Source organism: Mesorhizobium sp. M0217, from assembly GCF_040321955.1.
Taxonomy (GTDB): Bacteria; Pseudomonadota; Alphaproteobacteria; order Rhizobiales; family Rhizobiaceae; genus Mesorhizobium.
In genome coordinates this window covers 77386-100511 of record NZ_JAMYSN010000021.1, presented here as the reverse complement: position 1 = coordinate 100511, position 23126 = coordinate 77386, and the positions used below count along the sequence as shown (strand labels likewise).

The 23126-nt window shown below is 58.5% G+C and carries 18 protein-coding genes and 4 pseudogenes; 7 read left to right on the top strand and 15 right to left on the bottom strand.

The annotated features are described in order from the left end of the window. Window positions 1-136: 136 nt before the first annotated feature. Both NKJ18_RS25695 and NKJ18_RS25690 read right to left on the bottom strand, forming a co-directional pair. Entirely contained in the window at window positions 137-1090 is a 954-nt protein-coding gene (locus NKJ18_RS25695) for an ABC transporter substrate-binding protein (protein ID WP_352760312.1), read from the bottom strand. A gap of 163 nt (window positions 1091-1253) precedes the next feature. Beyond that, window positions 1254-2336, bottom strand: a complete 1083-nt coding sequence (locus NKJ18_RS25690; RefSeq protein WP_352760310.1) for a LacI family DNA-binding transcriptional regulator — start codon at window positions 2334-2336, stop codon at window positions 1254-1256. 137 nt (window positions 2337-2473) lie between these two features. Between NKJ18_RS25690 and NKJ18_RS25685 the strand changes: the two are divergent. Continuing rightward, a pseudogene (locus tag NKJ18_RS25685) lies at window positions 2474-2679 on the top strand (ABC transporter ATP-binding protein); the annotation flags it as partial. A gap of 154 nt (window positions 2680-2833) precedes the next feature. Here NKJ18_RS25685 and NKJ18_RS25680 read toward each other — a convergent pair. The 9 genes and pseudogenes from NKJ18_RS25680 to NKJ18_RS25645 form a co-directional block, all read right to left on the bottom strand. Beyond that, window positions 2834-4405, bottom strand: coding sequence for an acetolactate synthase large subunit (locus NKJ18_RS25680; RefSeq protein ID WP_352760308.1), 1572 nt, complete (start codon window positions 4403-4405; stop codon window positions 2834-2836). Between the two features lie 310 nt (window positions 4406-4715). After that, a complete protein-coding gene (locus NKJ18_RS25675) occupies window positions 4716-5762 on the bottom strand; it encodes a zinc-dependent alcohol dehydrogenase family protein (protein ID WP_352760306.1) in 1047 nt (348 codons plus the stop codon). A gap of 76 nt (window positions 5763-5838) precedes the next feature. Continuing rightward, the gene (locus NKJ18_RS25670; protein WP_352760303.1) at window positions 5839-6114 is read right to left on the bottom strand and encodes a transposase; all 276 of its coding nucleotides are present in this window, start codon (window positions 6112-6114) and stop codon (window positions 5839-5841) included. A 33-nt stretch (window positions 6115-6147) separates the two neighbouring features. Continuing rightward, entirely contained in the window at window positions 6148-7221 is a 1074-nt protein-coding gene (locus NKJ18_RS25665; protein ID WP_352760301.1) for an amidohydrolase family protein, read from the bottom strand. 83 nt (window positions 7222-7304) lie between these two features. Then, window positions 7305-7502, bottom strand: a pseudogene (locus NKJ18_RS33045) (GMC family oxidoreductase); the annotation flags it as partial. A 453-nt stretch (window positions 7503-7955) separates the two neighbouring features. Next, window positions 7956-8135, bottom strand: a pseudogene (locus tag NKJ18_RS33040) (GMC family oxidoreductase N-terminal domain-containing protein); the annotation flags it as partial. Window positions 8136-8205: 70 nt separating this feature from the next. Then, window positions 8206-8334, bottom strand: a pseudogene (locus NKJ18_RS25655) (FAD-binding protein); the annotation flags it as partial. A 49-nt stretch (window positions 8335-8383) separates the two neighbouring features. Then, window positions 8384-8842, bottom strand: a complete 459-nt coding sequence (locus NKJ18_RS25650; protein ID WP_352760297.1) for a RidA family protein — start codon at window positions 8840-8842, stop codon at window positions 8384-8386. A 19-nt stretch (window positions 8843-8861) separates the two neighbouring features. Continuing rightward, window positions 8862-9764 carry a threonine ammonia-lyase gene (locus NKJ18_RS25645; RefSeq protein WP_352760294.1) on the bottom strand — a complete coding sequence of 301 codons (903 nt, stop codon included), beginning with the start codon at window positions 9762-9764 and terminating at the stop codon, window positions 8862-8864. A 539-nt stretch (window positions 9765-10303) separates the two neighbouring features. Here NKJ18_RS25645 and NKJ18_RS25640 point away from each other — a divergent pair. The 4 genes from NKJ18_RS25640 (at window position 10304) to NKJ18_RS25625 (ending at window position 14248) form a co-directional block, all read left to right on the top strand. After that, entirely contained in the window at window positions 10304-11323 is a 1020-nt protein-coding gene (locus NKJ18_RS25640; RefSeq protein ID WP_352760291.1) for an ABC transporter permease, read from the top strand. 92 nt (window positions 11324-11415) lie between these two features. Continuing rightward, on the top strand, window positions 11416-12189 hold the full coding sequence (locus NKJ18_RS25635) for an ABC transporter permease (RefSeq protein WP_352760288.1): 774 nt from the start codon (window positions 11416-11418) through the stop codon (window positions 12187-12189). Next, complete coding sequence (locus NKJ18_RS25630; RefSeq protein ID WP_352760285.1) at window positions 12186-13187, top strand: ABC transporter ATP-binding protein; 1002 nt, start codon at window positions 12186-12188, stop codon at window positions 13185-13187. The genes NKJ18_RS25635 and NKJ18_RS25630 overlap by 4 nt, the downstream gene beginning before the upstream one ends. Beyond that, complete coding sequence (locus NKJ18_RS25625) at window positions 13184-14248, top strand: ABC transporter ATP-binding protein (protein ID WP_502906177.1); 1065 nt, start codon at window positions 13184-13186, stop codon at window positions 14246-14248. The genes NKJ18_RS25630 and NKJ18_RS25625 overlap by 4 nt, the downstream gene beginning before the upstream one ends. A gap of 240 nt (window positions 14249-14488) precedes the next feature. Here NKJ18_RS25625 and NKJ18_RS25620 read toward each other — a convergent pair whose 3' ends face one another. Further along, complete coding sequence (locus tag NKJ18_RS25620; protein WP_352760282.1) at window positions 14489-15301, bottom strand: SDR family NAD(P)-dependent oxidoreductase; 813 nt, start codon at window positions 15299-15301, stop codon at window positions 14489-14491. A gap of 279 nt (window positions 15302-15580) precedes the next feature. Here NKJ18_RS25620 and NKJ18_RS25615 point away from each other — a divergent pair, with 279 nt between their 5' ends. Both NKJ18_RS25615 and NKJ18_RS25610 read left to right on the top strand, forming a co-directional pair. Beyond that, window positions 15581-16363 (top strand): HpcH/HpaI aldolase family protein, encoded by a 783-nt coding sequence (locus NKJ18_RS25615; RefSeq protein ID WP_352760280.1) that lies wholly within the window; start codon window positions 15581-15583, stop codon window positions 16361-16363. 298 nt (window positions 16364-16661) lie between these two features. Next, window positions 16662-17426: a GntR family transcriptional regulator gene (locus NKJ18_RS25610; protein WP_352760277.1), complete on the top strand. Its 765-nt coding sequence runs from the start codon at window positions 16662-16664 to the stop codon at window positions 17424-17426. A gap of 155 nt (window positions 17427-17581) precedes the next feature. Here NKJ18_RS25610 and NKJ18_RS25605 read toward each other — a convergent pair whose 3' ends face one another. The 3 genes from NKJ18_RS25605 to NKJ18_RS25595 all read right to left on the bottom strand — a co-directional run bounded on the left by NKJ18_RS25605 (window position 17582) and on the right by NKJ18_RS25595 (window position 22770). Further along, a complete protein-coding gene (locus NKJ18_RS25605; RefSeq protein ID WP_352760274.1) occupies window positions 17582-19192 on the bottom strand; it encodes an ABC transporter substrate-binding protein in 1611 nt (536 codons plus the stop codon). Between the two features lie 1122 nt (window positions 19193-20314). Then, window positions 20315-21046, bottom strand: coding sequence for a GntR family transcriptional regulator (locus tag NKJ18_RS25600; RefSeq protein ID WP_352760272.1), 732 nt, complete (start codon window positions 21044-21046; stop codon window positions 20315-20317). 431 nt (window positions 21047-21477) lie between these two features. After that, window positions 21478-22770 carry an alanine racemase gene (locus NKJ18_RS25595; RefSeq protein ID WP_352760270.1) on the bottom strand — a complete coding sequence of 431 codons (1293 nt, stop codon included), beginning with the start codon at window positions 22768-22770 and terminating at the stop codon, window positions 21478-21480. Window positions 22771-23126 lie beyond the last annotated feature (356 nt).

Here is a 23126-nt window from a genome sequence, read left to right as displayed (position 1 = left end):
CGTCGCCCCCGCGGCCGCTGTCTCGAGCCAATCTAAAACCCCCCGTGGGTGGGGGCGGGCCGCCCCGCCCCAGCGCGGGGGGCGGGGGGGGGCCGCCCCCCCCCCCCCCCCCCCCCCGGGCTGGTCTGGGAGATGGTTACCAGCCGGGATACTGGCTGACGTTGTCGCGAGTGACGAGAACGCTTTCGATGAGGATGGTTTTGTCCTTCGGCGCCTTGCCGGCAATCATGTCCTGCGCGACCTTGACCGCCTGGCGCACCATCTCCGCCGGGTTCTGCGTGGCGGAGCCGATGAACGGCGACCCTTCCCGCTTCAGTTCGGCGACCGCTTCGGGGCTGCCGTCCACGCCGGTGACCTTGATCTGGCTGGTCTTGCCGGCCTGTTCGACAGCGAGCACTGCCCCGAGCGCCGAGGGGTCGTTCATGCCGAAGATACCCGCGACATCCGGGTTGGCGGTCAGCATGTCGGTCGTCACGGCGAGGCCCGAGGCGCGGTCATTCTTCGAGGCCTGCTGGCCAACGATCTTGATGTCGGGAAATTTCGCGGCGACCGCCTTGCAGCCATTGATGCGGTCGATGATCGTCTGGATGGGCGTGCCATCCACCAGGAGCACCTGACCCTTTCCGCCCATTTGCTGGAAGAGGTACTCGCATGATTTCTCGCCCGCCTGTACGGCATTGGTCATGATCACCGCGTCGGCGCCGTGAGCCGGAGTATCGACTGCGATGACGATGATGCCGGCCTCCTTGGCCCGCTGGATAGCCGGCTCGATGCCGGCTTCGTCTACCGCAGAAATGACGATCAGATTGACGCCCTGCTGCATGAAGGCGTCGATCTGGGTGTTTTGGTTGGCCAGGTCGAGTTGCGCGTCCTGCACGTTGACGGTGGCGCCGATCTGCTTGGCTGCATCTTCCGCGCCTTTCGTCATGGCGGAGAAGAACGGATTGGACATGTCCTGCACCATCAGGCCGATTTTCTCGATCTTGCTGGGAAGCTTGCCTTCGGCCCCTGCCGGTGATGCCCCGCAGGATAGGCCGAGCGTCAGAAGGGATGCGGCGGCAAGTAGCCGGATACTAGTGGTTGCTTTCATGGGTTTTCCTCCTTGTTGTCTGCCGTCGTGATGTGACGGCGAATTCGGTTTCCTCGACTGCCGAGCCGCGACAATCACCGCGGTCAGACTCCGAGTTTCGAGTACCCTAATCGTTTAGGTCCGGGCGAAACATCGGTCATCATCTTTCCAATTCTAGTTGTCGTTAGGCTGCTTGCGAGGCCATCGGTCCGCGGGCATGGGCTCCGTCTCTCGAACACCCGCAGGAGCTGCGAATTGTCAGACGGGCAGGCACACGCTGCTGATCCTCGGGAAGATAGATCGGGGTCGCAACCTTGCCCTGCTTCTCGGCTTCGACCTGCTTGTCAATGATCCTGCGCAGGGTCACTGCCGCGAGGCGTCCGATCTGCTCGCTATGCTCGTTCAACACCGTCATCGGCGGATCGGTAAGCTCCGACCAGGCGAATTCGTCATAGGCCACAACAGCCATTTCCTGCGGTATTGCGATGCGCCTTTCAGCGGCAAGTTTCATGGAGCCTAGCAACAGCGGGTTATTGCCAGCGATCAGCGCGCGCGGAATCTTGCCGGTCACGTCGAGATGGCGCGCCAATGTGCTGTAACCCGACTGTGCGTCGTTCTCCGATTCCAGGACCAAGAGGTCGGCCCCGTGGCTCCGCGCTGCCTCCCGTATGCCGCGCTCACGATCGAAGCGCGTCGACCATTTTGACGGATAAACCAGAAACAGCCAGTCCTTGTACCCATGATCGGCGAGATGTTTGCCCACCATCAGACTGGCGTTGTAATTGTCGGTCGTCACACTTGGCGTATGCGAGGCCTCGGCAGGCGGCGAGGAGTCGACAAAGACCAGCGGAATGTCCCAGCGCTCAAGCAGTCGCGTGTTCTCGGCCGTCAGCGTCAGGGTCGAAATCACGCCGGCGGTCCTCGACTCGATTAAGCGGTGGATCATCCTGTCCTCCAGACGGGCGTCATACAGGCCGTTGACCGCGACGTCGCCGACAACCACCGTCCATTCTGAAGGTTCCAGGGCCTGCTGTATGCCTGCCATCAGGTCGAGATAATAGGAATTGGAGGTACTTGCGGTAATAACGGCAACCGAGTCTCGGCTGGCCCGACGCAATTCCTGGGCCGCGCGGTTGAGCACATATCCGAGGTCGCGCGCAGCCGTCAGCACCTGCTGTCGACTTGCCGCGGAGACCCCGTCGGCTCCGCTGAGGGCGCGCGACACCGTGAACACAGACAGGCCTGTGGCGCGACTGATGTCGCGCATCGTTGATCTTGCCAAGGGTCCATCCTCCATCGCCAAGGTCAGCCCACAGCCTGAACCTAAACGATTAGGTTTAATACCCGACCGCTAAGCGCGTTGTCAACGGTTTGTCTTCATCGCACGTGATCGGTTGTGCGCCATCACACCGCGTGGCGGTCATGTATCTGGGAAAGCTCATTGAGATCGCACCTGAGGCGGAACTCTACGAGAGACCACCGCACGCCTATGCGCAAGCCCTGATGTCGGTGCCGCTGGCCGATCCGCCGCGCGAGCGCGCCCGCGCGATCGCATCATCCTGAAAGGCGAAGTGCCGAGCCCGCTTAGACCTCCATTTCGCCCTCGCTGTCCTATCGCTTAGGAAGCGTGTGCATAGAACGAGCCTCTCCTGGCCGCGACCTTGTCGGAACGCATGGCCTGTCATACTCCTCAGATCCTGCGGACCTTTAGCGTTCGAAACTAACTGCTGACGTCACAGATCAATGAAAACGCTCGCTGTCATGTTAGATGGCCAATTCGATCAGAAACGGAGCTTTTTGCTTGAAGCTTTGCCGCATCAGGTCAGCGCATTGTTCGAGTGTGGTAGCGGGAGCTGCTTCAACGCCCATCCCGTTTGCGAGCTTGACCCAATCGATGTCAGGGTTCGACAGATCCAGCATATCCATGGCAATCTTCCCAGGCACCGCCCCGACGCCCTTGTACTCGCCGATTAGTATATTGTATTTTCTGTTGCTTAGGATGATCGTCGTGCAGGGCAGTCGCTCACGTGCCTGCGTCCAAAGTGATTGTAGAGAATACATAGCCGACCCATCAGCTTGGAGGCTGATGACGCGGCGATCGCCATCCGCTCCTATTGCTGCACCTGTCGCTACAGGAAGCCCATCGCCTATGGCGCCCCCCGCCAGATGAAGCCAATCATGCGGCGGCGCATCGAAAGTGTGTTGGTAGAAGCCCCGCCCGTATGAGACGCTTTCGTCGGATATGATTGCGTGCTCCGGCATCACAGCGGCCAGTGTCTGGGCCAAACCCTCTGGAGATGGTTTGCCAGTGACCAGTTCAGGCCGGCGCCCCGAGACAAAGGCTGCGGTTTTGGGTGCACCTAGCGCAGCGGCAAGTGCCTCCAATGCAGCCACTGGATTCTGCTCGGGCCGAGTGAGAACATGGATCTGGGCATCTGGGGGATACTGGCGGGAAGGCTTGCCCGGATAGGCGAAGAAGCCGACTGGAGCACGGGCGTTGACGAGAATGATGTGGCGGAAACGCGCCAGGGCATTCACCGCCACATCTGTAGTATAAGGCACACGCTCTAGACGCATGCGCCCCTGGCCGCGCTCCAGCCGCGCGTTCACGAAATCCCCCATGACGCTGGCGCCGGTGGCGCGCGCAATTCGGTCGACGAGTGCCTGCGCCGGCGCGAGAACGGCTCCGCCAGCCAAAAGCAGCAGCACGTCCTTGTTGTCGCGGAGGATGTGAGCTGCACCTTCGACCGCGTACGGATCCATCGGCGAGAAGCCTGCTTTTGGCAAAGGCCCAGCCACTTCACCGCCTTCGTCCCATGATGCGTCGGAGGGTAAGATTAGCGTCGAGATGCTACCGCCGCCCGCGTGCGCTGCCTGCACAGCCACTGCGGCATCGCGCCCGACATTTGCCGATGACAAGCTGGTACGAACCCATCCGGAAACCGTGCGGGCGAGTGCTTCGGTATCGGCAGTTAGGGGCGCATCGAAGGGCCGGTGATATGTCGCCTGGTCACCGACGATATTGACAATGCCACTTTTTGCCCGGCGGGCGTTGTGGAGATTGCCGAGCCCGTTGCTCAGGCCAGGCCCGCAATGCAACAGCGTGCAGGCGGGCTTTCCTGCTATCCGGAAATAGCCGTCGGCCATACCGGTGACGACGTTCTCCTGAAGGCCCAGAACGCAGTGCATTCCCGGTATCTGGTCGAGCGCTGCCACGAAATGCATCTCGCTCGTGCCCGGATTGGCAAAGCATGTGTCAACCCCTGATGCGAGCAGCGTCCGAACCAAGCTTTCGGCACCGTTCATCTTTGCGTTGCTCAACTGATGCTCAGGCATCGAAAACTCCCCATATCGTGGCGGACATGCCCACCTTGGGGGTCATTCCGCAATATTTGAAACAGCCGCGCTCAGCTTTTGCAAAAGATCGCCTGCGGTGGCGGTCTGCCGCAGGTCAGGGGGCGAATCGGGAATAGACGGGTCGACCTACAAGTTTGGCCTGCAACTTAGATGGCGCAATTCACTCGCCAGGTATGCAGAATGTGCGCTTGTCAACATTCGCCGCCAAGAATTTCCCCCATGTATAAGCACTTCCCACTATCCCTTTCACGACGATGGGGTTGGACCCAAAGTTGCATAAAATTGGGGATCAATCACCAAAGTCGGTGACCACAGTCACGCCCGGCACATCCATCTTGTCCATCTTCATCAAAGCTGTGATGGCGCCCGCGAGATCGGTGGTGGAACCGATGAGGCGGTCGATAGGAAGCAGTCCCTGACCGATCATGGTGAACATCGGCTCATAGGCGTGAGATTGCATGCCGAGGCTTCCGTAGATCTCCAGTTCCCCCATGATGACGTCTTCCATTGGTATCTCGGGAGAGCTCTGAGACCCGAGGGTCAGACCGACCTGGATATGACGTCCGCGCTTGCGCAAACTCTTGACCGAATTGAAACAGGTGACTTTGTTTCCAAGCGCGTCCATGGAAACGTGTGCCCCACCGCCGGTGGCCTCGACGACCGCCTTTGGGACGTTCTGGAAATCACTGGCGTTGATGCAGATGGTCGCGCCGAGGGACTTCGCAAGGCTGAGCTTTTCGGCCGTGATGTCCACCGCAACGACCTGGGCGCCCATGGCATGGCCGATCATGATAGCCGACAGCCCGACGCCGCCGCATCCGTAGACCGCCAGCCATTGGCCCGGCTTCAGACGCCCCTGCTCGACGACGGCCCGGAACGAAGTGACGAAACGGCAGCCGAGGCTTGCCGCGGCCTTGAATTCGAGCGCGTCGGGCAGGCGGACGAGGTTCAAGTCGGCTTGCTCGACGGCGACAAATTGGGCGAAGGATCCCCAATGCGAGAATCCAGGTGTAAATGGCACGTCACAAATGTGCTGATGGCCGGTCCGGCACTGATGGCAGTGGCCGCAGCCTGACGAAAATGGCATCGTGACGCGATCGCCAACCTGCCACCGCGTGACGTCTTTGCCTGTCGCCACCACGGTGCCGGCGAACTCGTGTCCAGGCACATGCGGCAGGACGATAGAGGGATCGTGTCCCACCCAGGCGTGCCAGTCACTGCGGCACACACCGGTAGCCTCGACTTTTATGACCGCGCCGCCCGCGCTTCCATTCGGGTCGGGGACAGTCTTGATCTCTGGCAGTCCCGAAAAAGTCTCATATACAACTGCTTTCACCAACTGCCTCCTTGTTTTGCCTGAATAGGCCCGGCTTGAACGCCGCGCGTCTGACCACTTGAGAGCCGGAGCGGGCTTAATAGTTTCCGCGCGCAGCCTCGGCCAGGATCATATTTTCCCGCGTCAGCTCAGCAACCGTTTGTCTAAGCTGGGTGTTCTCGGCTTCCAATTCCTCCAAGCGCAACAACTGGTGGTTCGTTTGGGCGTGATATTCCCGAAGCCACCGCTCGTACGTCGCTTGCGTCACGCCTATCAGCCGAACCGCTTCAGCGACGCTGAGCCCTTGAGACATCGTCACGTCAACCTCACGCAACTTTGCGGCGATCTCGTCAGCACTGTGTTGCTTGGTCATCGGCCCTCGCTTCAACCTCTATTGGACCCTGCCTCATGGAATTTCTTGCAGCCGGTAAGCTCTCTTGGCAGTTTTGCTGAAAAGGTCAGCCTTTTCCGATGCTGAATAGCTGCTTGCTATCCGTTTGAATGTATTCCAAAGGACATGATAACTATATGATCTTTTATCTACCGGAAAATTTGACTCGAACATACACCTGTCGGGGCCGAACAATTCGATCGCCGTTTCGATGTAAGGGCGCCACGCCTGGGCGAGCTCGGCAGACGTCGATGGTTTGTCCAGATGTTGGAAATCAAGATCAAGGCCGACTATGTGCAAACCTAGCCCCCCAAGCTTTACATATACGTTCTTGCATAGGGCAAGCTCTTGCATGCTCGCTTTCCAGTCAGCGAAAACCTGATCCCTCTTGCCGGCATAGACCCCGATCCCCAGGGGGGCGCCAAGATGGTCGAGTATCATGGTGGTTCCGGGAAAAGTCCGCGCCAGATCCGCAAATTCGGCGATTTGCGGATGATAGAGCCAGCCGTCAAAGGATAGTCCATATCGCTCCAGACGCGAGAACCCGGCCCGGAAAGCTGGATCCATCAGCAGCCGCGGGGGATAGTCGAGCGGGGTCGATTTGATGGTTCGATCAGCGTCCCAGGGCGAAACATGCCTTACGCCCTTGAACCGCTCTCCGCCGCGTTGCATTTGCATTTCAAGGACGCGGTCGACACGTTCCCCTAAAAACAGGTCGGCAAATCCGACAATTCCTGAGCAGACCCTGACATTCCCATAGGTACCGCTCGCAGCACAGGCGGCTACTCCGTTTGCGAACTCGACCTCGCCAACTGGCGCCAAGTCAGGATCACCTCCCTCGCGATACATTGAGCGGCATTGGACATAGACCGTGCCGACGATATTGTGGCCCACATCTATATCCGCGAGCATATCCGCCAGGATGTAACGGTGGCCTCTATCCCAAAGGTGATGATGAGCGTCGATGATTGGAAGGTCGGGCTCCATTATCTCTTCACGGTGTTTGGCGAGCCATTCTTCCGATATGGCAAACATGGACTTCTCGATTTCTTTGATGGTCAAAGCAATTCCCTTCCTGATCGGATCCATGTAGGTTACGAATGCTTCCTGGCTTCCACAATGTTTGGTGGGTTGCCGGCGACACGGGATGCGGCGCCATCATGGAGCGCAACTATCCGGTCAGCCACGCGCAGTGCATTTGCGGCGATTGTCAGCGACGGGTTGATCCCGCCACTGGTGGGAAAAAAGGAAGCATCGACCACGTAGAGGTTCTCGATCTCATGGGCGCGATTGTCGGGATTTAAGACGCTGGTCTGCGGATCAATGCCGAACCGGCATGTTCCGCAGACATGGGCTAGGACCCGGTTCTCGCTGGCGCGATAGATCTTCTTGAATTTGAGCGGCTTGAGCGCGTTTGCGATATGCAATCTGAACTGCGCCAGGCGCCTCGCTTCGAACGGTCCAATTGAGTATTCGAGTGTGATGTTCTGCTTGTCTTCCGAGAGCCCGATACGGTTGGACTGATACGGCAGATCCTCCAGGAACGATACAAGAGCATGTGCGCTCGACCACATGCGCCGAACGCGAAACTCTCCGACCGCTCGGATGACAGGATACAGATGGCCAAGGGGTCGCCAGACGTCCTGCAACGTCTCCTTGAACCCGGCCGCTATGCTTCTGGCCGGAGGCATTCGTCCGTTTGACTGGATCGTCCCGAGTTTCATGCCATCGATCGAGTAGAAATCATTCATGGCAATTTGCTTTTGTGGGCCGCTCGTATATCGCGTCTTGGTATAGACGATGTAATAATCGACGAAATGCCTCATGAGGTTTCTGCCCACCTGGCCAGAGCCATTGGCGAGACCGCCTGCTCCATTCGAGCGCAAGAGAATAGCAGGCGTGTGCACGGCTCCGGCGGCGAGAATGACCTTCCTGCCGGACAGGCGAATTTGCTTTCCACGCGCCGCGACGCTTCCGTTCAGCGGTAAGGCCGCCTGATCCACTCCCTGTCAGAGCCTCCAGCCAGTCTCCCGCCAATGAATCCGGCGAGTCGACATGATATCGTCCCCTCTCGCAGAAGAGGACTGACTGTCCGGCCTTGGCAAGAGCATAACCTGCTGTTGCGCCCCCGACACCTGTCCCTATGACAATGACATCCCACTCTCGCGAGAGTATTTCCGGATCGTCGACAAACTTCTTCACCCCGCAAAAAGCTCCAATTCCGGCCTTGTACTGAGCGACAGGCCGTATTTCAATTGACGATTGCTATCACCGCTTCGATCTCTATCCGGACGTTCGCCGGCAGCGATCCCATGCCAACCGCGGAGCGGGCATGGCGGCCGCGATTCCCCAAGACTTCCACCAGAAGTTGCGAGCACCCTTCCATCACCCGGGCGTGGTCGCGAAAATCGGGAACCGCATTTACCATGCCGAATACTTTCAGGAACTCAATGTCATCGAGTGAACCTGTCACGGACCGTGCAATTGACAGCAGATGCTTGCCGCAAAGCCGCGCGGCCTCGCGGGCCTCGTCAAAGCTGCAGTCGAGCCCCACCTTCCCTGTCAGAAAGGAGCCGTCGGACAAACGCGGGACTTGCCCCGAAATGAAGATCAGCCTGTCGATTTTCCTGAACGGCACGTAGGTATAAGAAGCTGGCACAGTTGGCGGAAGCTCAATGCCAAGCTCCTGTAATCTGTCTTGGGTAGACATCGTCTCTTCCTCACATTTGTTATGTGGCCAGTATCGCGTCGGCGTAGATGCCCGGGTCCACATTTCGGCCACTCAAGACGACCACAGTTGTGCGCCCAGCGGTCCGCTCGCGATCGGCCAACACGACTCCAAGAGCCAAGGCGCCGCCCGGCTCGGCCACCAAGCCGAACTCCTCAAAAGCGCTTTTCATGCCTTGCATTGCCTGCCCGTCGGTGCCCGTCATCACACCAGAGAGGAGCCTCTTGTTGACCTGGAACGTTAGCGGACCAGGAGATGGGGAGAGAATGGCATCGCAGATGCTGCGACTTGTGGCCGGAAGCGTTACGATGTGCCCTTGCTGCAGGCTCTGCGCGGTGTCGTCATAGCCCTCGGGCTCGACCCCCCATACTTCAGTAGCTGGGGAAAGCGCTTCCATGGCGAGCGCGCAGCCGGCCATGAGCCCACCGCCCGAGCACGCGGCGACGAACGTGTCTATGGCGGTGCCCGCTAATTCCTCTGCGACCTCAAGCGCGACGGTGCCGGCGCCGGCGATGACGTGCCGATGGTCAAACGCCGGTATGTAATGCAGACCCTCATTCTCGACGGCGCCTTCAACGAGCGATTGCCTATCCGCGCTGTCCCGGTCGAACAGCCTGATTTCGGCGCCCCATGCGCGCGTTCGATCGAGTTTGGCAGCCGGGGTGGTTGATGGCATGAAGACGACTGTCCGCGCGATCCGAGCTTTGCGTGCAGCCCAGGCGACCGCTTGGCCATGATTGCCGGAAGAAAGCGCCACGATGCCATGTCGGCTCGCCTCGCTGGAGAACTGCGAGACCGTGTTCCATGCCCCGCGCACCTTGAAACTGCCGGTCGGGAGCAATGTTTCCGCTTTGATCAATAACCTCCCGCCCGCGCGTTGATTCAAGCTTTCGCTTTCAAACAAGCGGGTTCGCGGGAGTACGTCCCTTAAGCGTTTGGCAGCCTCCTCAATTTCCCCGAATGGTGGGATCTGGGCCTCTAGTGGGTTTCGCGCGGCATTCATAAGGACTTCCCAAGCATAAGTTTGATATATCGTATAGCGTTAGCGATTCTTCATGTCAACGGGGAGTGCCGCCCTTGCGGAGCGTATGGGAGTGCCGGTGAGTCCCCGCACCCCCGCAAGACTTACCCGGCTAGTTTTGCCGCAACTAGGCAGTTGACATGCTTCGATGCCCCAAGTCCTGGCGCCTTGAGGTATGTCGCGGCAAGTGGGGTATTGTCGCGCCACTTGGTCTGGCCGAAAACATGCCCATCCCTTGAAAAAGAAATTGACAGACGTTCGAAACTGTCACTTATGATATATCAAATGAAAAGTGCTGCCAGTCAGGCGCGCCAAGGGGAGATAGGCGATGGCACCATCAGAATCGCCGACGCAGCGGGGCATTTCTTCCTAAGTCGTGACTTGGAAAGCGATGACCGCTGGGATCTGCACAGGAGCAGCTGATGCAAGCTTATAGATATATGTTGAGGCGTTTGGCCGGCCTGCCTCCGCTGCTGCTTGGCGTGGTGACGATCGCTTTCATTCTATCCCATCTGGCACAGGCAGATCCCTTGACGTCGATCCTACCGGAACGGCAGCTCGGCAACCCGGAGGCCGTGGCGGCGGCCAAGGCAAGGTGGGGCCTCGACAGAAGCCCAATCGAGCAATACGTCGTGTACATCAAGAACATCGCTTCCGGCGATCTTGGAACGTCCTTCCGGACGAAGCGCCCAGTGTCACAGGATCTTCTTGAGCGCCTCCCCGCGACGATGGAACTCGTCGTGGCCGCATTGCTGGTTGGGTCTGCTTCCGGCATCTTGCTGGGGGTCCTGGCGGCGAGAATGCGTGACACTCTAGTCGACCATCTCGTCAGGCTGTTCGCGCTGCTTGGCTCTTCGTTGCCAGTCTTTTGGTCGGGTCTGGCCGCATTGTCTATTTTCTCTGTTCAACTCGGGCTAATGCCAGGCCCTGGCCGCCTCGATTCGCGCTCGCCGGCCCTGGACACATTCACAGGCTTCTACACAGTGGATGCGCTTCTCCAGGGCAAGTTTTCGACCTTCCTCGAGGCTTTGTCGCACCTGATACTGCCCGCCGCAGTGCTTGGCTGGTCCATTACGGGTATTATCTCACGCTTGGTCCGCGCCAGCATGCTCGATGTTCTCGGTCAGGATTACATTTTGATGGCCAGGGCCAAAGGCGCAACCGACAGGGGCGTTCTCTTCCATCACGCCTTGAGGAACGCACTCATTCCCGCGATAACGGTCATCGGATATTCGTTCGCATTTCTTCTTACTGGCGCCGTTCTGACCGAAACGATTTTCTCCTGGCCTGGAATTGGCTCATATGCAGTCGACTCCGCGCGGGCGCTTGACTACCCCGCGATCATGGGGGTGACTTTGCTCGGTGGCGCGTTCTTCCTTCTGACAAACCTCGTGACCGACCTGACATACGTATCCGTCGACCCCAGGATCAAGCTACAATAGGTATTCAGATGACAAGCATCCCATCCAACTTGCCCCGGACGGGATCGAGGCGCCGTCGTAACCTTTGGTCGAGCGCGCCGGGCTATATCGGCTTGGTCATCATTCTGTTCTGGGTTTTCGCCGCGATGACTTCGCAATTCTGGGCGCCTTACCCGTTTCTTGACATGGTCGGGCATCGCCTGCAGCCGCCCAGCTATTCACATCTGTTTGGGACGGACTCGCTTGGCCGGGACGTATTCTCCCGAACAATGGCCGGCGCCTCATATTCGATTCCCATCGCAACGACGGTGGTGGTTGCGGGTGCTCTTTTCGGCAGTGCGCTCGGCGCCATCGCCGGTTTTTTCGGAGGATGGACCAACACCTTGATCATGCGCATGGTGGACATAACGCTGTCGTTCCCGCCGATGCTGTTGGCCATGGCGGTAGCAGCGTCCTTGGGACCCGGCCTGTGGACGGCGACACTGGCGATGATTGTGGTGTGGTGGCCGCTTTATGCCCGGCTGATGCAAGCACAAGTCATAAGCGTCAAACACATGGAACATGTGGACGCGGCTATTTCGTCCGGAGTCAGGCCGCGGAGGCTGTTGACTCGCTATATTCTGCCCCTCTGCTGGACGCCGATCCTGATCAACGCCACGATGGATTTCGGCCAGGTCGTGCTGCTTGCGGCCTCGCTCAGCTTTATCGGGCTGGGCGCCGCCCCGCCTGCGCCCGAATGGGGCGCTATGGTCTCCGACGGTGCCGTCAATTACTATTACTGGTGGATCGCCACAGCACCGGGATTAGCCATTCTCACCGTCGTGCTGGCGCTGAATTTCATCGGCGACAGAGTGCGCGACATCCTTGACCCGAGGAAAGGCTCATGAGCGATGCTGTCCTGCTTGAGGTTCGAGACCTCAAAGTCGCCTTCGAAACTCCCGAAGGTCACGTGGACGCTGTCAGGGGCGTGACGTTCTCGCTGCGAAAGGGCGAGATCATAAGCGTGGTTGGCGAGTCAGGATCGGGAAAGAGTGTGACGATGCGCGCGCTCATGGGCCTCCTGCCCCAGTCGACCCTGATCAGCGGCTCTGCGAAGCTGCTCGGAACCGAATTGGTTGGCATCGCTCCGAAAGAGCTGCAACGGCTGCGCGGCTCCCGAATGGCAATGATCTTTCAGGACCCTCTCACCGCACTCAACCCTGTCTTGACAGTCGGCGACCAGGTTATGGAGGCGATCCGCATTCACAACCCCACGATGTCGCACACCGACATCCGCAGGCGAGCCATGGATTTGCTTGCCGAGGTGGCAATTCCGTTCCCTGAGAAGCGAATGGAGCAATATCCGCATGAGTTCTCCGGCGGAATGCGCCAACGGGTGGTGATCGCCATCGCGATCGCCAACAAGCCCGACTTGATCATCGCCGATGAACCGACCACGGCTTTGGATGTCACGGTACAGGCCCAGATTCTTGAGCTGCTGGAGCAGCTCTGCCATCGCAACAACACTGGGCTGGTGCTGATTACCCATGATCTCGGCGTCGTTGCTGGAATGGCCGAAGGCGTCTCCGTGATGTACGCCGGGTCGGTCGTCGAGCAGGCGAGCGTCGACGACCTTTTCGACAGTCCCGCACATCCCTACACCCGCGGCCTTCTAGGCTCGCTGCCGGAGATAAATGGGGAGATTGGACGCCTGACGGACATCGGCGGCGCACCCCCGACGCCACAAACAATTCCGAATGGCTGCGCATTTCACCCGCGGTGTAGTTTCGCCATCGAGAAGTGTCGCGCGCTATCTCCTTTGCTCACCAAACTAGGCAATTCAGCTGTCGCATGTCACCTGGCGAATGGCCTTCCGACATACCGCAGTCCAAGGAAAGCGGCATGATGGACATTCTCCAAAATCTATCGGCTCCCCATAGTGGTGCGGAAACGGCTGGCCAGGCGCCGGCGCTCGCCCTGCTGTCCGTGCAAAACCTAACCAAGGAGTTCGGCCTAGGCGGTGCCTTTGCGACCGGCGTTGACGCCCCTGTCGTACGAGCCGTCGCAGGCGTCAGTTTTGATCTGATGCGCGGCGAGACGCTTGGCTTGGTCGGAGAATCCGGTTGCGGAAAATCGACCCTTGCGCGGTGTATTTTGAGGCTGACCAAACCCACCTCCGGGGCAGTCCTTTTGAATGGCGTCGACCTGTCAAAGCTCAGCAATGACGAGATGCGCCAGCAGCGCCGGCATCTTCAGGTCGTATTTCAGGATCCCTTCGCATCGCTACATCCACGAATGCGGATTGGCGAAATCGTTGCCGAACCTCTCGGCCTGCTTGATCTCACGAAAAGCGAGAGGCAGAGCCGCGTCCGCGAACTCATCGAATTGGTGAAGCTGAACAAAGAGCACCTTCAGCGCTTTCCACACGAGCTCTCGGGAGGTCAGCGCCAACGTGTGGGTATAGCGAGGGCACTCGCGGTCAACCCGAAACTCATTATCCTCGACGAGCCCGTCTCGGCACTCGATGTCAGTATCCAGGCGGGCATCCTAAACCTCCTCGCCGAAATGCAAGAGAGCCTCGGCCTCGCTTACCTATTCGTCGCTCACAATCTTTCCACCGTCCGGCACATATCCAACAGGGTCGCTGTCATGTATCTTGGAAGGATTGTCGAGATCGCCTCTAGGGAAGAAATTTTCGGCAATCCTCGGCACCCATATACGGTGGCGTTGTTGTCGGCCGTTCCGACGGCTGATCCCCGAACCGAGCGTCGCCGAAAAAGAATCGTCCTGCAGGGCGATTTGCCAAATCCTGCCAGTCCTCCAAGCGGTTGCCGGTTCCGAACGCGTTGCTGGAAAGCACGCGACCTATGCGCAACAGAGGATCCGGTTCTGCGCGAATTGGGAAATTCCCGTGTAGCGTGCCACTTCCCCGAGCCGGACCGTGCATCCCAATCCCAAGCGCAATGAGTTGGGTTTGCGATCTTTGCGGGCCCTTGACCGAGACAGGGCGGGCGCATCGAAGTCCAAGAAGCCGCGACGAGCTAACTCGATCTGCAGTTCCGCCGAACTGAGGCGGAACCTTGGCGCGATCTACGCCGCACGTGGCCGCCCTGCACTCGACCGACGCGATGCATCGGCCGCCGGCGGTCGCGCCAAAAGGAACCACCCTACACAACTCACAACATCACCCCCGCCGCCTTAGTCGGTCTAGCCTATTTTGGCCGCCCGGCGCGCGCGAAGTTTTTCGGCCCCAATCGCGGCGTTTCGCTCCATCATTTTCCAAAGACTGCGTGGGCTGGCGCCAAGCTTCTTGACGGCCTTGCCCCGTTCAGGAGGTGCAAACGCCTCGACCGTATTCTTCCGTATCGCCTCAAGCACGATGTCAGCGACAAACTCAGCGGTGACGGGAGTCCCCGCGAACGACAAAGCCATCGCGTCGTCTTCCGCTTCCTTGTCGAGCATCGGCGTCTCGGTCGACGTTGGATGAACGATCGTGAATTTTAAAGGGCTTTCTCGCTCCTCTAGCGCGAGCGCGAGGTGATAGGCACGAAGTGCATGTTTGGCTGCGGCGTAGCTGGCGATGCCCGGAAAAGGCAGGAAGGCGGTCATGCTGCATATTGTCACGAGATGACCGTGGCCTTGCGCCTTGAACTTGGGAAGTGCCGCCATCATTCCCCTGACGGGCCCGAAGAAGTTGGTCATCATCGTGTCTTCATGCTGCTCCATCTTCATATCGCGGGCGTATCCGGTGTGGACAATGGCGGCATTGTTGACCAGCACATCCAAGCGGCCGAATTTCGTCCTGACTCCTTCGAGAACGTCGTCCCATTGCTGTGACGAGCAGATATCGAGCCGAACAGCTTCTGCCTTCGGCCCAATTCCCTCTGCGACGCTTGTTGCGCCAGCCAAGTTGATGTCGGCCAGAATAATGGTATTGCCGGCTTCGGCTGCCCGCTTGGCCAACGCCGCGCCGATGCCGCTCGCCGCGCCGGTGATTAGGAACACTTTGGATTTGGACACTGTTTTCCCCTCGTGTGGTATGCCTAAATCGCTTCCGATAATATTCACTCCATCCAGCCTTTGATCGGCTGTCGCCAGGCCAAGAGCGGCCGCCGGCCACATTTTGGGTAAAACGATATATCATACTTGCATTTTGTGCGAGAGGGTGCAAGTAGAAAAGGTCGCATCGGGGGACTTGGTCCAATCGTTTCTTGTTGGGTCAGGTTTTGCCGGCCTTTCAGTCTCGAGAGCTGAGCGCCTTTAGATATATCAAACCACCGAAACTCACAGGAGACTTTTGTGAAAAACGCCCTGAACGCGCGTCTTGCGAGCGGCAAGGCCTGTCTAAACGGTTGGTTGGCTATCCCCTCGGGATTCTCCGCCGAAGTCATGGCCAAGGCCGGGTGGCACAGCATCACGGTGGACCTTCAACATGGGGTCCAGGATTACCTCACCATGGTGCAGTGCTTTCAGGCGATCGGCGCCTATCCGGTGACGGCCATGGTTAGAGTTCCGTGGAACGAACCTGGCATTATCGGCAAAGTCCTCGACGCTGGCGCCTGGGGCGTCATCTGCCCGATGATCAACACTGCGGAGCAAGCGAGGGGTTTCGTCGCTGCCTGCCTCTACCCCCCGGCTGGGAGCCGATCGAACGGCCCGGTTCGCGCGGGTGGCTATGGAGAGCCTGGGAACCTCTATCAGGAATTCGCAAACGAGGAACTGCTTATCTTGCCGATGATAGAGACACGCCAGGGCGTCGAGAACCTTGATGAAATCCTGGACGTTCCTGGCATTAGCGGCGTCTACGTCGGCCCAAGCGATTTGGCCTTCTCGTTTGGCCTGCGCCCGACCTTAGACCTGGAGGATCCGGGACTCCTTGCTGTCTTTGCGCGCATAGTCGAGGAGACAGGCAAGAGGGGGCTGATCGCCGGCCTCCACTGTGCAGCTCCGGCCTATGCCGCAAGGATGATCGATATGGGGTTCCGCATCGTGACCATTACCAGCGACGCCACGCTCCTTGGCCAGATCGCGCGAGAAACAGTCAAAGAGATTCAGACCTCTGCAGGCGACCTGAGCCGGTAGCAGTCGTTCCGGATCATCTGTGCGAAGCCAAGAGCAAAATGCGCCGCAACCGCCACGCCTTTGCGGCCAAACAGAAGGACAATTGGAGCGCCCAGCTGGAAGCCGAACGGCTCGGGCCTGCCGGCCTGATAGTATAAAGGCAAAGCCTCTGCCCATCGGCGTTGGAACATCGCTGTGGTGTTTCTGGCGCCTTTTTGAATATACTGGTTGGCGCAAACTCCTGTGCCGAGCGAAGGTCACAAAGGATTGCCCCTCCGTCAGGACAAGCCGATCGGCTGAACGTTGGGAAAGGAAGTCGATGTCTGTTACCGAGAGCTACGATGAGGACGACGCTGCCCAGGAGGCAGACGAAGCCATCGACCGAAACCGCGATAGCCTTTCGGAACAAATCTATACGCGGCTGCGCCTTGCGTTGATGACAGGTCTCTACGGGCCTGGAGCCCGTTTGAGCATCCGCAAGCTGGCGGTCAGCTACAATACGTCTCCAACGCCAGTCCGGGAGGCGATTGTTCAGCTCGTAAGGGAGGGGGCCTTGGAATTGCGGCTTGGATACCAGCCGCGGGTTCCGGTGCTGTCAATTCCGCGATACATTAGCATCCGGGAAACACGCGCTCCGCTGGAGCGGCTTGCTGCCGAATTGGGCGCAGTTAACATTACCGAGGAGGAAATCCAAAGGCTGCGCGAACTTCACGATACCTGGGTGAAGTCTGAGGCGCAGGAGCAATGGAAGGCGGCTCTTGCTGCCAACCAGGAGTTTCATTTTACGATTTACCGGGCATCAGGAAACGAGGTCTTGGTTCACATTATCGAGAACCTGTGGCTACTTTCCGGACCGTTCGTGAACAATCAGTATCCAAACATTCTGCAAGCGGCATCGAAGGTGCATCCGCACGTGTTGATCATAGATGCGCTCGTGCGCAGGTCGCCGAGCGAGGTCGGCGACCTGATCTTGCGCGATACACGCGAGGGCTCCTACCTGATCCTTCAACAGTTGAAGGAAACGCAGCGGCTCGGGAAGAAGAAGACGGCAGCGAAGCAGAAAAAGGGCCCAACGCTCGATTGAACCAAGCATTCAGCGCCAGCTTACAGCAACAGACAATGTCGGCCGGCGTCCCGGTGCAACGCCCCGCAGGTAAAATTTTGATCGACCGACGGGTGAAGCACCTCGCCGGCCGATCGACTATCCTCGGGCTGGGGGTTGGCGGTACTTTGGCCAACCTATTTCTTGAAGCTTAGTTCACGCAGTGGCATCAAGTCGTTGAGGCTGTAACGAACGCCTTGCACGTGTTTGTTATAGACGTAAATGTTGTCGGGATTGACGAGGCCGATGATGATCCGATCCCCTATCATTTCCATGGCAGCCTGCTTGAACAATCCGTCACGCTTGGCCTCGGGAGCCGCCAGTGCCTTGTCCAGCAGTTCCTTCTCCTTGGAGTTCAGCAATCCGAGGCGCTCGGCGCCGGACCGCTTTGCCCACCGTGTCCCGGGGATCATGCCAAAGTTGTCGATATACTGCCCCGTCCCATAATAGTCAGGCGCATAAAACGACGCGGTCAGTGGCGTGCCGTCTCCACGAACGGTATCAAGCCAAACTGGAAAGGTCAGCGGTTCAAGCTTGATACGAATGTTGGCCTTGGACAGATCCTGCTGAAGCTTCTGCATGAGAGTGGACATATCCACTCCATAATAGTTCATGTTCGGAAACTTCGCCTCAAGATCCAGCCCGTCCTTCAATCCAGCTTTTTCCAGTAGTTCCTTAGCCTTCTCGACGTTGGATTCAGGCTCTGGCAAGCCTTGCGTGCCTGGCCATTCGTTAGGCACCGGAGACGGCTGCAGCCGACCGGCGCCACCGACGGTGAAATCGACAAGACCTTTATAGTCAACCGCATAGGCGATCGCCTGTCGGATTTCTTTCGTCATGGGGACGGCGTTCGCCTTCGCCCCTGGGCTAAGCGCCATATAGATGTAGTTTGCCGATGGCAAAGAATCGACAACGACATCAGGGGATGAAATCGTTTTTGCCGTGTCGGGAGCGATCTGCATTGCGATATCGACATCACCGTTCTGGATCAATTGCGCCTGGGCAACTGAGTCCTTCACTTGCTTGAAGAGTATCTCGTCGACACCTGCTGGTTGCCCCCAATACTTTTCGTTCCGCTTCAATCGCAACTCCGCATTGGGACTGTAGGCCGCCAACACGAAGGGACCGCTGCCAGCCGAATTGGACAGGAACCATGGCTCGGCAGGATCGGTGCCGGCGTCTTTCCCTGCCCGCGCGCCGTGTGCCTCGGCCAGATCACTATTGATGATCCCGGAGCTGCTCACCATGACCTTGCCAAGAAACTCGCCATCCGGCTGGGTCAGCTGGACTTTGACGGTGTGGCTGTCGGGCGCTTCCATTGACTTGATCGTGCCCAGCGTCCAGGCGTTCCCGCCTTGGCCATTGATGAGCCTGTTCCAGGACCAGATGACATCTTTTGCCTCCACCGGAGTACCGTCTGCAAAGACGGCCTTGGGATTGAGCTTGAACACGAAAGCCGAGTTGTCCTCGTTGGCCTCCCATGACTCTGCCAGTCCCGGCTCCACGGACCTCCCGTCTTTGCCGAGATGAACAAGCGTTTCGTACGTAGCCGTCAGGTAAATCATGCACGTGTCGCAACCCGCCCGCGAGGGATCGAGTGAGTTCAGGTCCAGGTTTCGGGCAATCACGAGGGGCCTGTCCTGTCCCCAGGCGAAAGTGGAAGCCGCGACTGGAGCGATCAATGACGCGGCAATCGCGGCGACCCTCAACCCGTTCGGGTAAGGACGGGATTTCAACATAATATTCATGGTCTTCCCCTTTTTTGTCTGTGCGCTTTTCATTCGCCAGTCGGCCGCAACATTGACTTGGCCGTATCGGCATTTGGACCGGAAGCTGGTCGTGGACATCCGGCGATGGCTTCATGGATGCTCCGGAGATGCCGGACCAGCACTAGCAGATTCTGCTAACGCGGGACTGAAGGCGCATGCCAGTGCGACGGCCCCATCTTAGCCAGCTGCGAGTGTGGCGGCATTCTGTCCGTCCTTCCAACGGTCTGTCATTTTGGTATATCATAATTGTCGCTCTTGGCAATGACGTTTTTGGCGGGAGCACGCAGCGTTCGTTTGATATATCAACTCGAAACTTTGGAACGATCGGGCTCTTGTCGGGTTCTCGGGCACACAGCCGTCCGCAAGGCTGGGCGAATGCGCCATGCAGTCTCCGCCTCGACGACGGGATCGCGCCCCGGAAGCGCGCCATGGCCCTCTGAAGAGGTCTGATCAAATCCCATCAGGAGCGCCACTGCATTGCGTCCCTCGACTGGCAGTGCATAACCGCTCGGTGTGGAGCGGTAAATCGCCTCGTAAACGATGGATTCCTAAGACAACAGGCTCGGCTGGCTTTCCCGTTGCCAAAGCGGTTTGGCGTAATTTCGATTGTGGTCCATGATATATCAAAAGGGTCGGGAGTTGCTAAGGCAGTTGAGGGCTGCGCGCCGCGACAAAGAAGGCAGCGATGGCTGCCACCGTTTTGACAAGCGGGGTCGCCCTACAACTTCCTCCGCACAATCATGGCAGATGGACGCACGCAGTCGGCTTCAAACCGGCCAAAGCTCGCCGTTTTGCTCTCTTCCGACCCGGGAAGGCTGTTGAGCTACGAATCGCCGAAATTTCGCTGCCGGTGGAAAAAGCACGAATAGCGTTCCTGTCGTGGGCAGGATTTGGGCTGAGTACGTCCAGCACTGCAGCGGGGGGAGTTTGGCCGACATGCGCGGCTTAGACACTTTAGAGGCATCGCTGCGGCGAAACCTCAAACTTCCTCGCCGAGCAAGCAGCGATTTGGCGCGCGGCACAGTAGCCACCGGACCGTTTTGCCATTTGATAGTTATATAAGCGCCACCTGCGGCGACTGGGGCAACAGGCTCCTTGGCCTTATATCACCATCTTTTTTGGATTCTCTCTCTTGGAATTGAGCAGTTCGATAATCCTGGACGAACCGTCGCGCAAATCGCGCACCGCCATCTCACCCGCTTCGGCCGGAGACCGCCTTTCCAACGCATCGATCAGCAGCAGATGTGGATGCACTCCAGACCTGCTCAGGCGTATGTTCCGATATTGATAATAGACAACTGGGTAAGACAACATCCAAAGGTTCTCGATGATGCGAACCAAAATATCGTTCATCGATGTCCTATAGACTGTAAAATGAAATTCATGGTTGGCAACAATGGCCGCTTGCCAATCCCCGTCAGCTTCCAATTGCATCCACTTGTTATTAATCTCCCGAAGATCGCGGATGCCCTCTTCTGTAATATTGACCGTGCTAAGTTCAGCGGCGAGCCGTTCAAGTGGTATGCGGGTGTCGCGGATCTTAATGTACTGTGCAATCGATAGAACCGGCACGATAGGCTGGTACCCAGACCGCAGTTCCAGAGCCCCCTCTCTTACGAGCTGCATAACTGCTTCACGCACGGGTGTCGGCGAGGTGTTAAAGCTTGCGGCCAGCTTCCGGATGCTTAAACGGCTACCGGGCTCATACCGAGCGGTCATCAGGGCACTGCGTAGCTTGGCATAAATCTGATCAGCCAGGCTGTCGCGATTCAACCCTATGCGATCGTCCGTTTCCTGATCCGAGCCTTCAACACCCGTCTTTGTCGCAAGCATCATTTCTCCCTGCCCGTAGCCGGGCACCACAATACACCAGAAATCCCGATCTCGTGTCTCTCAACCTGTAGCGGCAGGATTCACTGTCGGAGCCTGTGATCATCCACATGCAGCAGTCAGCCGCAACATATTTCGAGCAGTCCCGATGCCGGATCAGGTACACGGTGCAGGTCTGCGGATTCAATGAGCGCCCACTGAGCGTTGACGGCCAGCCATGGGCGGGTGCGGCGTCGGAGTCGACGAACGGCATGCCCCCGAGGTGGGCGTCAAGGAATGCATCAATTCAGCATCGTGGGCCTGTGGAGCGCGATGAAATGGCGACAATTCTTGGATACCGACTCCGGCGTTGAACGATGCCGGTGGCCGATTTTCCAGTCGAGGATCGCTCCCATGTCCTCCGCCGCCAGCTCTGATCATTCTCGGTCTTTTCCTTAGCCAAAATGGGTTTTAAACGCGGATTGGATCCGATACTGATCGTCGGTGCCGTACACGACGCTCCAACACTGGAGCGCCGTACAGGGGTGCGAAATGCCAAGTTGAAGGATGTCTCCCACCAAGAGGCCTTCAACGCCTGGTCCGGAAATGAAGGCGTGTTGGTCGTTCAGCTTCGCGACGACCGGCAGTTGGGCATCTGCTGAGGTAATCTTGACGCCATCACGGTAGATTCGCCGCACGATCGGGACCCCTTGGTCGGTTGGCGCGTCGCGCCTTCCGAACCCTGCTATGGCAAGACCCTGTTCTGGCCGAGATACGACTTCCGCCCAAAGTGACAACACCGGCCTGATCGCATTTCCTATCGATCCATAGCGACTTCTTGCTGCTATTGCCGCGAGAGCCCGCTGCTGCATTCCGTCGTCAGAAAAGAAGATGGCTCCGGAGCGCAGCACCAGTGAGGTTGGGCCTTGAGTTTCCGCCACTGGCCGCAGAGCGTCGATCACCTCGTCGAAATAGCTCGAGCCGCCTGCGGTAATAATCAAGTGCTCGCCCAAAGGTACGGCTTCTCTGGCCGAACGATGCGCGTCAGCAACCAGCCGAAAAAGCTGACGAAATACGATCTGATTGTCGACACCGCTTCCGGCCGCAGCGCCGGCTTCGTAGGTGGCAACGCCTGCCAGTTTGATCGCGCCATTCGTGGCGATGATTGCGTCCCGGATGGCCATGGCGGTACCGATGTCTCTGGCGCCGGTCCGTCCAAACCCGACCTCGATCAACCCAAAGGTTTTGGCCCCACCTCTCTTGCGAAGGGCTTGGTGCAGAGCCCTTACGGTTTGGACCGAATCCAGGAAGACATACGCGTCGACGTCCGGAAAGAGCGCCAGGGCTGCGGCCAGGTGAGTACAGCCGGTCATTCCACCTGGGGGGCTTCCGTAAATGACGCGCTTCACGCCTGCAGCCATCAGTGCAGACAGCTGCTGAACATTGGCCACGGTCGCTCCCCAAGCGCCGGCGGTGACGAGCGAGGCCGCTAAGCCTGGCATCATGGGCGTCTTGGCGTGAGGCGCCAGGAGCACTTTCTCATTCTCGGCGAACTGCAGGAAATTGGTGGCATTGGACAACAGCGCTTCCTCGTCCAACGTCAGCACGGGCAGTGTCATGCTGCCGTCGTGCGGCGACCAATTCATCACGCTGAGCTTTCCGCTCGATATCACGACCCCGGGCGGAACGCCTCGTACGCTCCCATCAAGCTCGAGGTCCGTGGCTTCATTAAAGTCCAGCAACTTCATTGTCGCACTCCGTTTGGAAATCGCAGTCAAAGCTTGTCAGACATTTCGTTGCCTTCGACGCTGGCTACGAGGCCAACGGGTCGCTCACAGCTGGCTGCGGACCGTGCTGCGAAACACCGCACGTCCGACGCTGGCTCACCCTCTGCCCTGGCACAGGTGCGCCACTGATTTTCTCCGCGCGGCAGGGGTCAGAGCGGATCTGCCGCATCCTCTCCAAGGAAACAACTAAACTCAGTAGCGTGCGAGGTAGATGCCTCGCTAGTCTGGCCGATGGGGCTCCCGGTCCTCTTTGCTGTGAAGGACCAATGAAACGCTCCAGCGCTGTCGATGACAGACAGTGCCCTCCTCGTCTCAAC

What these genes read in the sequence shown, in the direction of transcription:
- NKJ18_RS25695 (WP_352760312.1), bottom strand. Translation starts at nt 1,090, where the DNA reads ATGAAAGCAACCACTAGTATCCGGCTACTTGCCGCCGCATCCCTTCTG.
- NKJ18_RS25690 (WP_352760310.1), bottom strand. Translation starts at nt 2,336, where the DNA reads ATGCGCGACATCAGTCGCGCCACAGGCCTGTCTGTGTTCACGGTGTCG.
- NKJ18_RS25680 (WP_352760308.1), bottom strand. Translation starts at nt 4,405, where the DNA reads ATGCCTGAGCATCAGTTGAGCAACGCAAAGATGAACGGTGCCGAAAGC.
- NKJ18_RS25670 (WP_352760303.1), bottom strand. Translation starts at nt 6,114, where the DNA reads ATGACCAAGCAACACAGTGCTGACGAGATCGCCGCAAAGTTGCGTGAG.
- NKJ18_RS25665 (WP_352760301.1), bottom strand. Translation starts at nt 7,221, where the DNA reads ATGGATCCGATCAGGAAGGGAATTGCTTTGACCATCAAAGAAATCGAG.
- NKJ18_RS25650 (WP_352760297.1), bottom strand. Translation starts at nt 8,842, where the DNA reads ATGTCTACCCAAGACAGATTACAGGAGCTTGGCATTGAGCTTCCGCCA.
- NKJ18_RS25640 (WP_352760291.1), top strand. Translation starts at nt 10,304, where the DNA reads ATGCAAGCTTATAGATATATGTTGAGGCGTTTGGCCGGCCTGCCTCCG.
- NKJ18_RS25630 (WP_352760285.1), top strand. Translation starts at nt 12,186, where the DNA reads ATGAGCGATGCTGTCCTGCTTGAGGTTCGAGACCTCAAAGTCGCCTTC.
- NKJ18_RS25625 (WP_502906177.1), top strand. Translation starts at nt 13,184, where the DNA reads ATGATGGACATTCTCCAAAATCTATCGGCTCCCCATAGTGGTGCGGAA.
- NKJ18_RS25610 (WP_352760277.1), top strand. Translation starts at nt 16,662, where the DNA reads ATGTCTGTTACCGAGAGCTACGATGAGGACGACGCTGCCCAGGAGGCA.
- NKJ18_RS25605 (WP_352760274.1), bottom strand. Translation starts at nt 19,192, where the DNA reads ATGAATATTATGTTGAAATCCCGTCCTTACCCGAACGGGTTGAGGGTC.
- NKJ18_RS25600 (WP_352760272.1), bottom strand. Translation starts at nt 21,046, where the DNA reads ATGCTTGCGACAAAGACGGGTGTTGAAGGCTCGGATCAGGAAACGGAC.
- NKJ18_RS25595 (WP_352760270.1), bottom strand. Translation starts at nt 22,770, where the DNA reads ATGAAGTTGCTGGACTTTAATGAAGCCACGGACCTCGAGCTTGATGGG.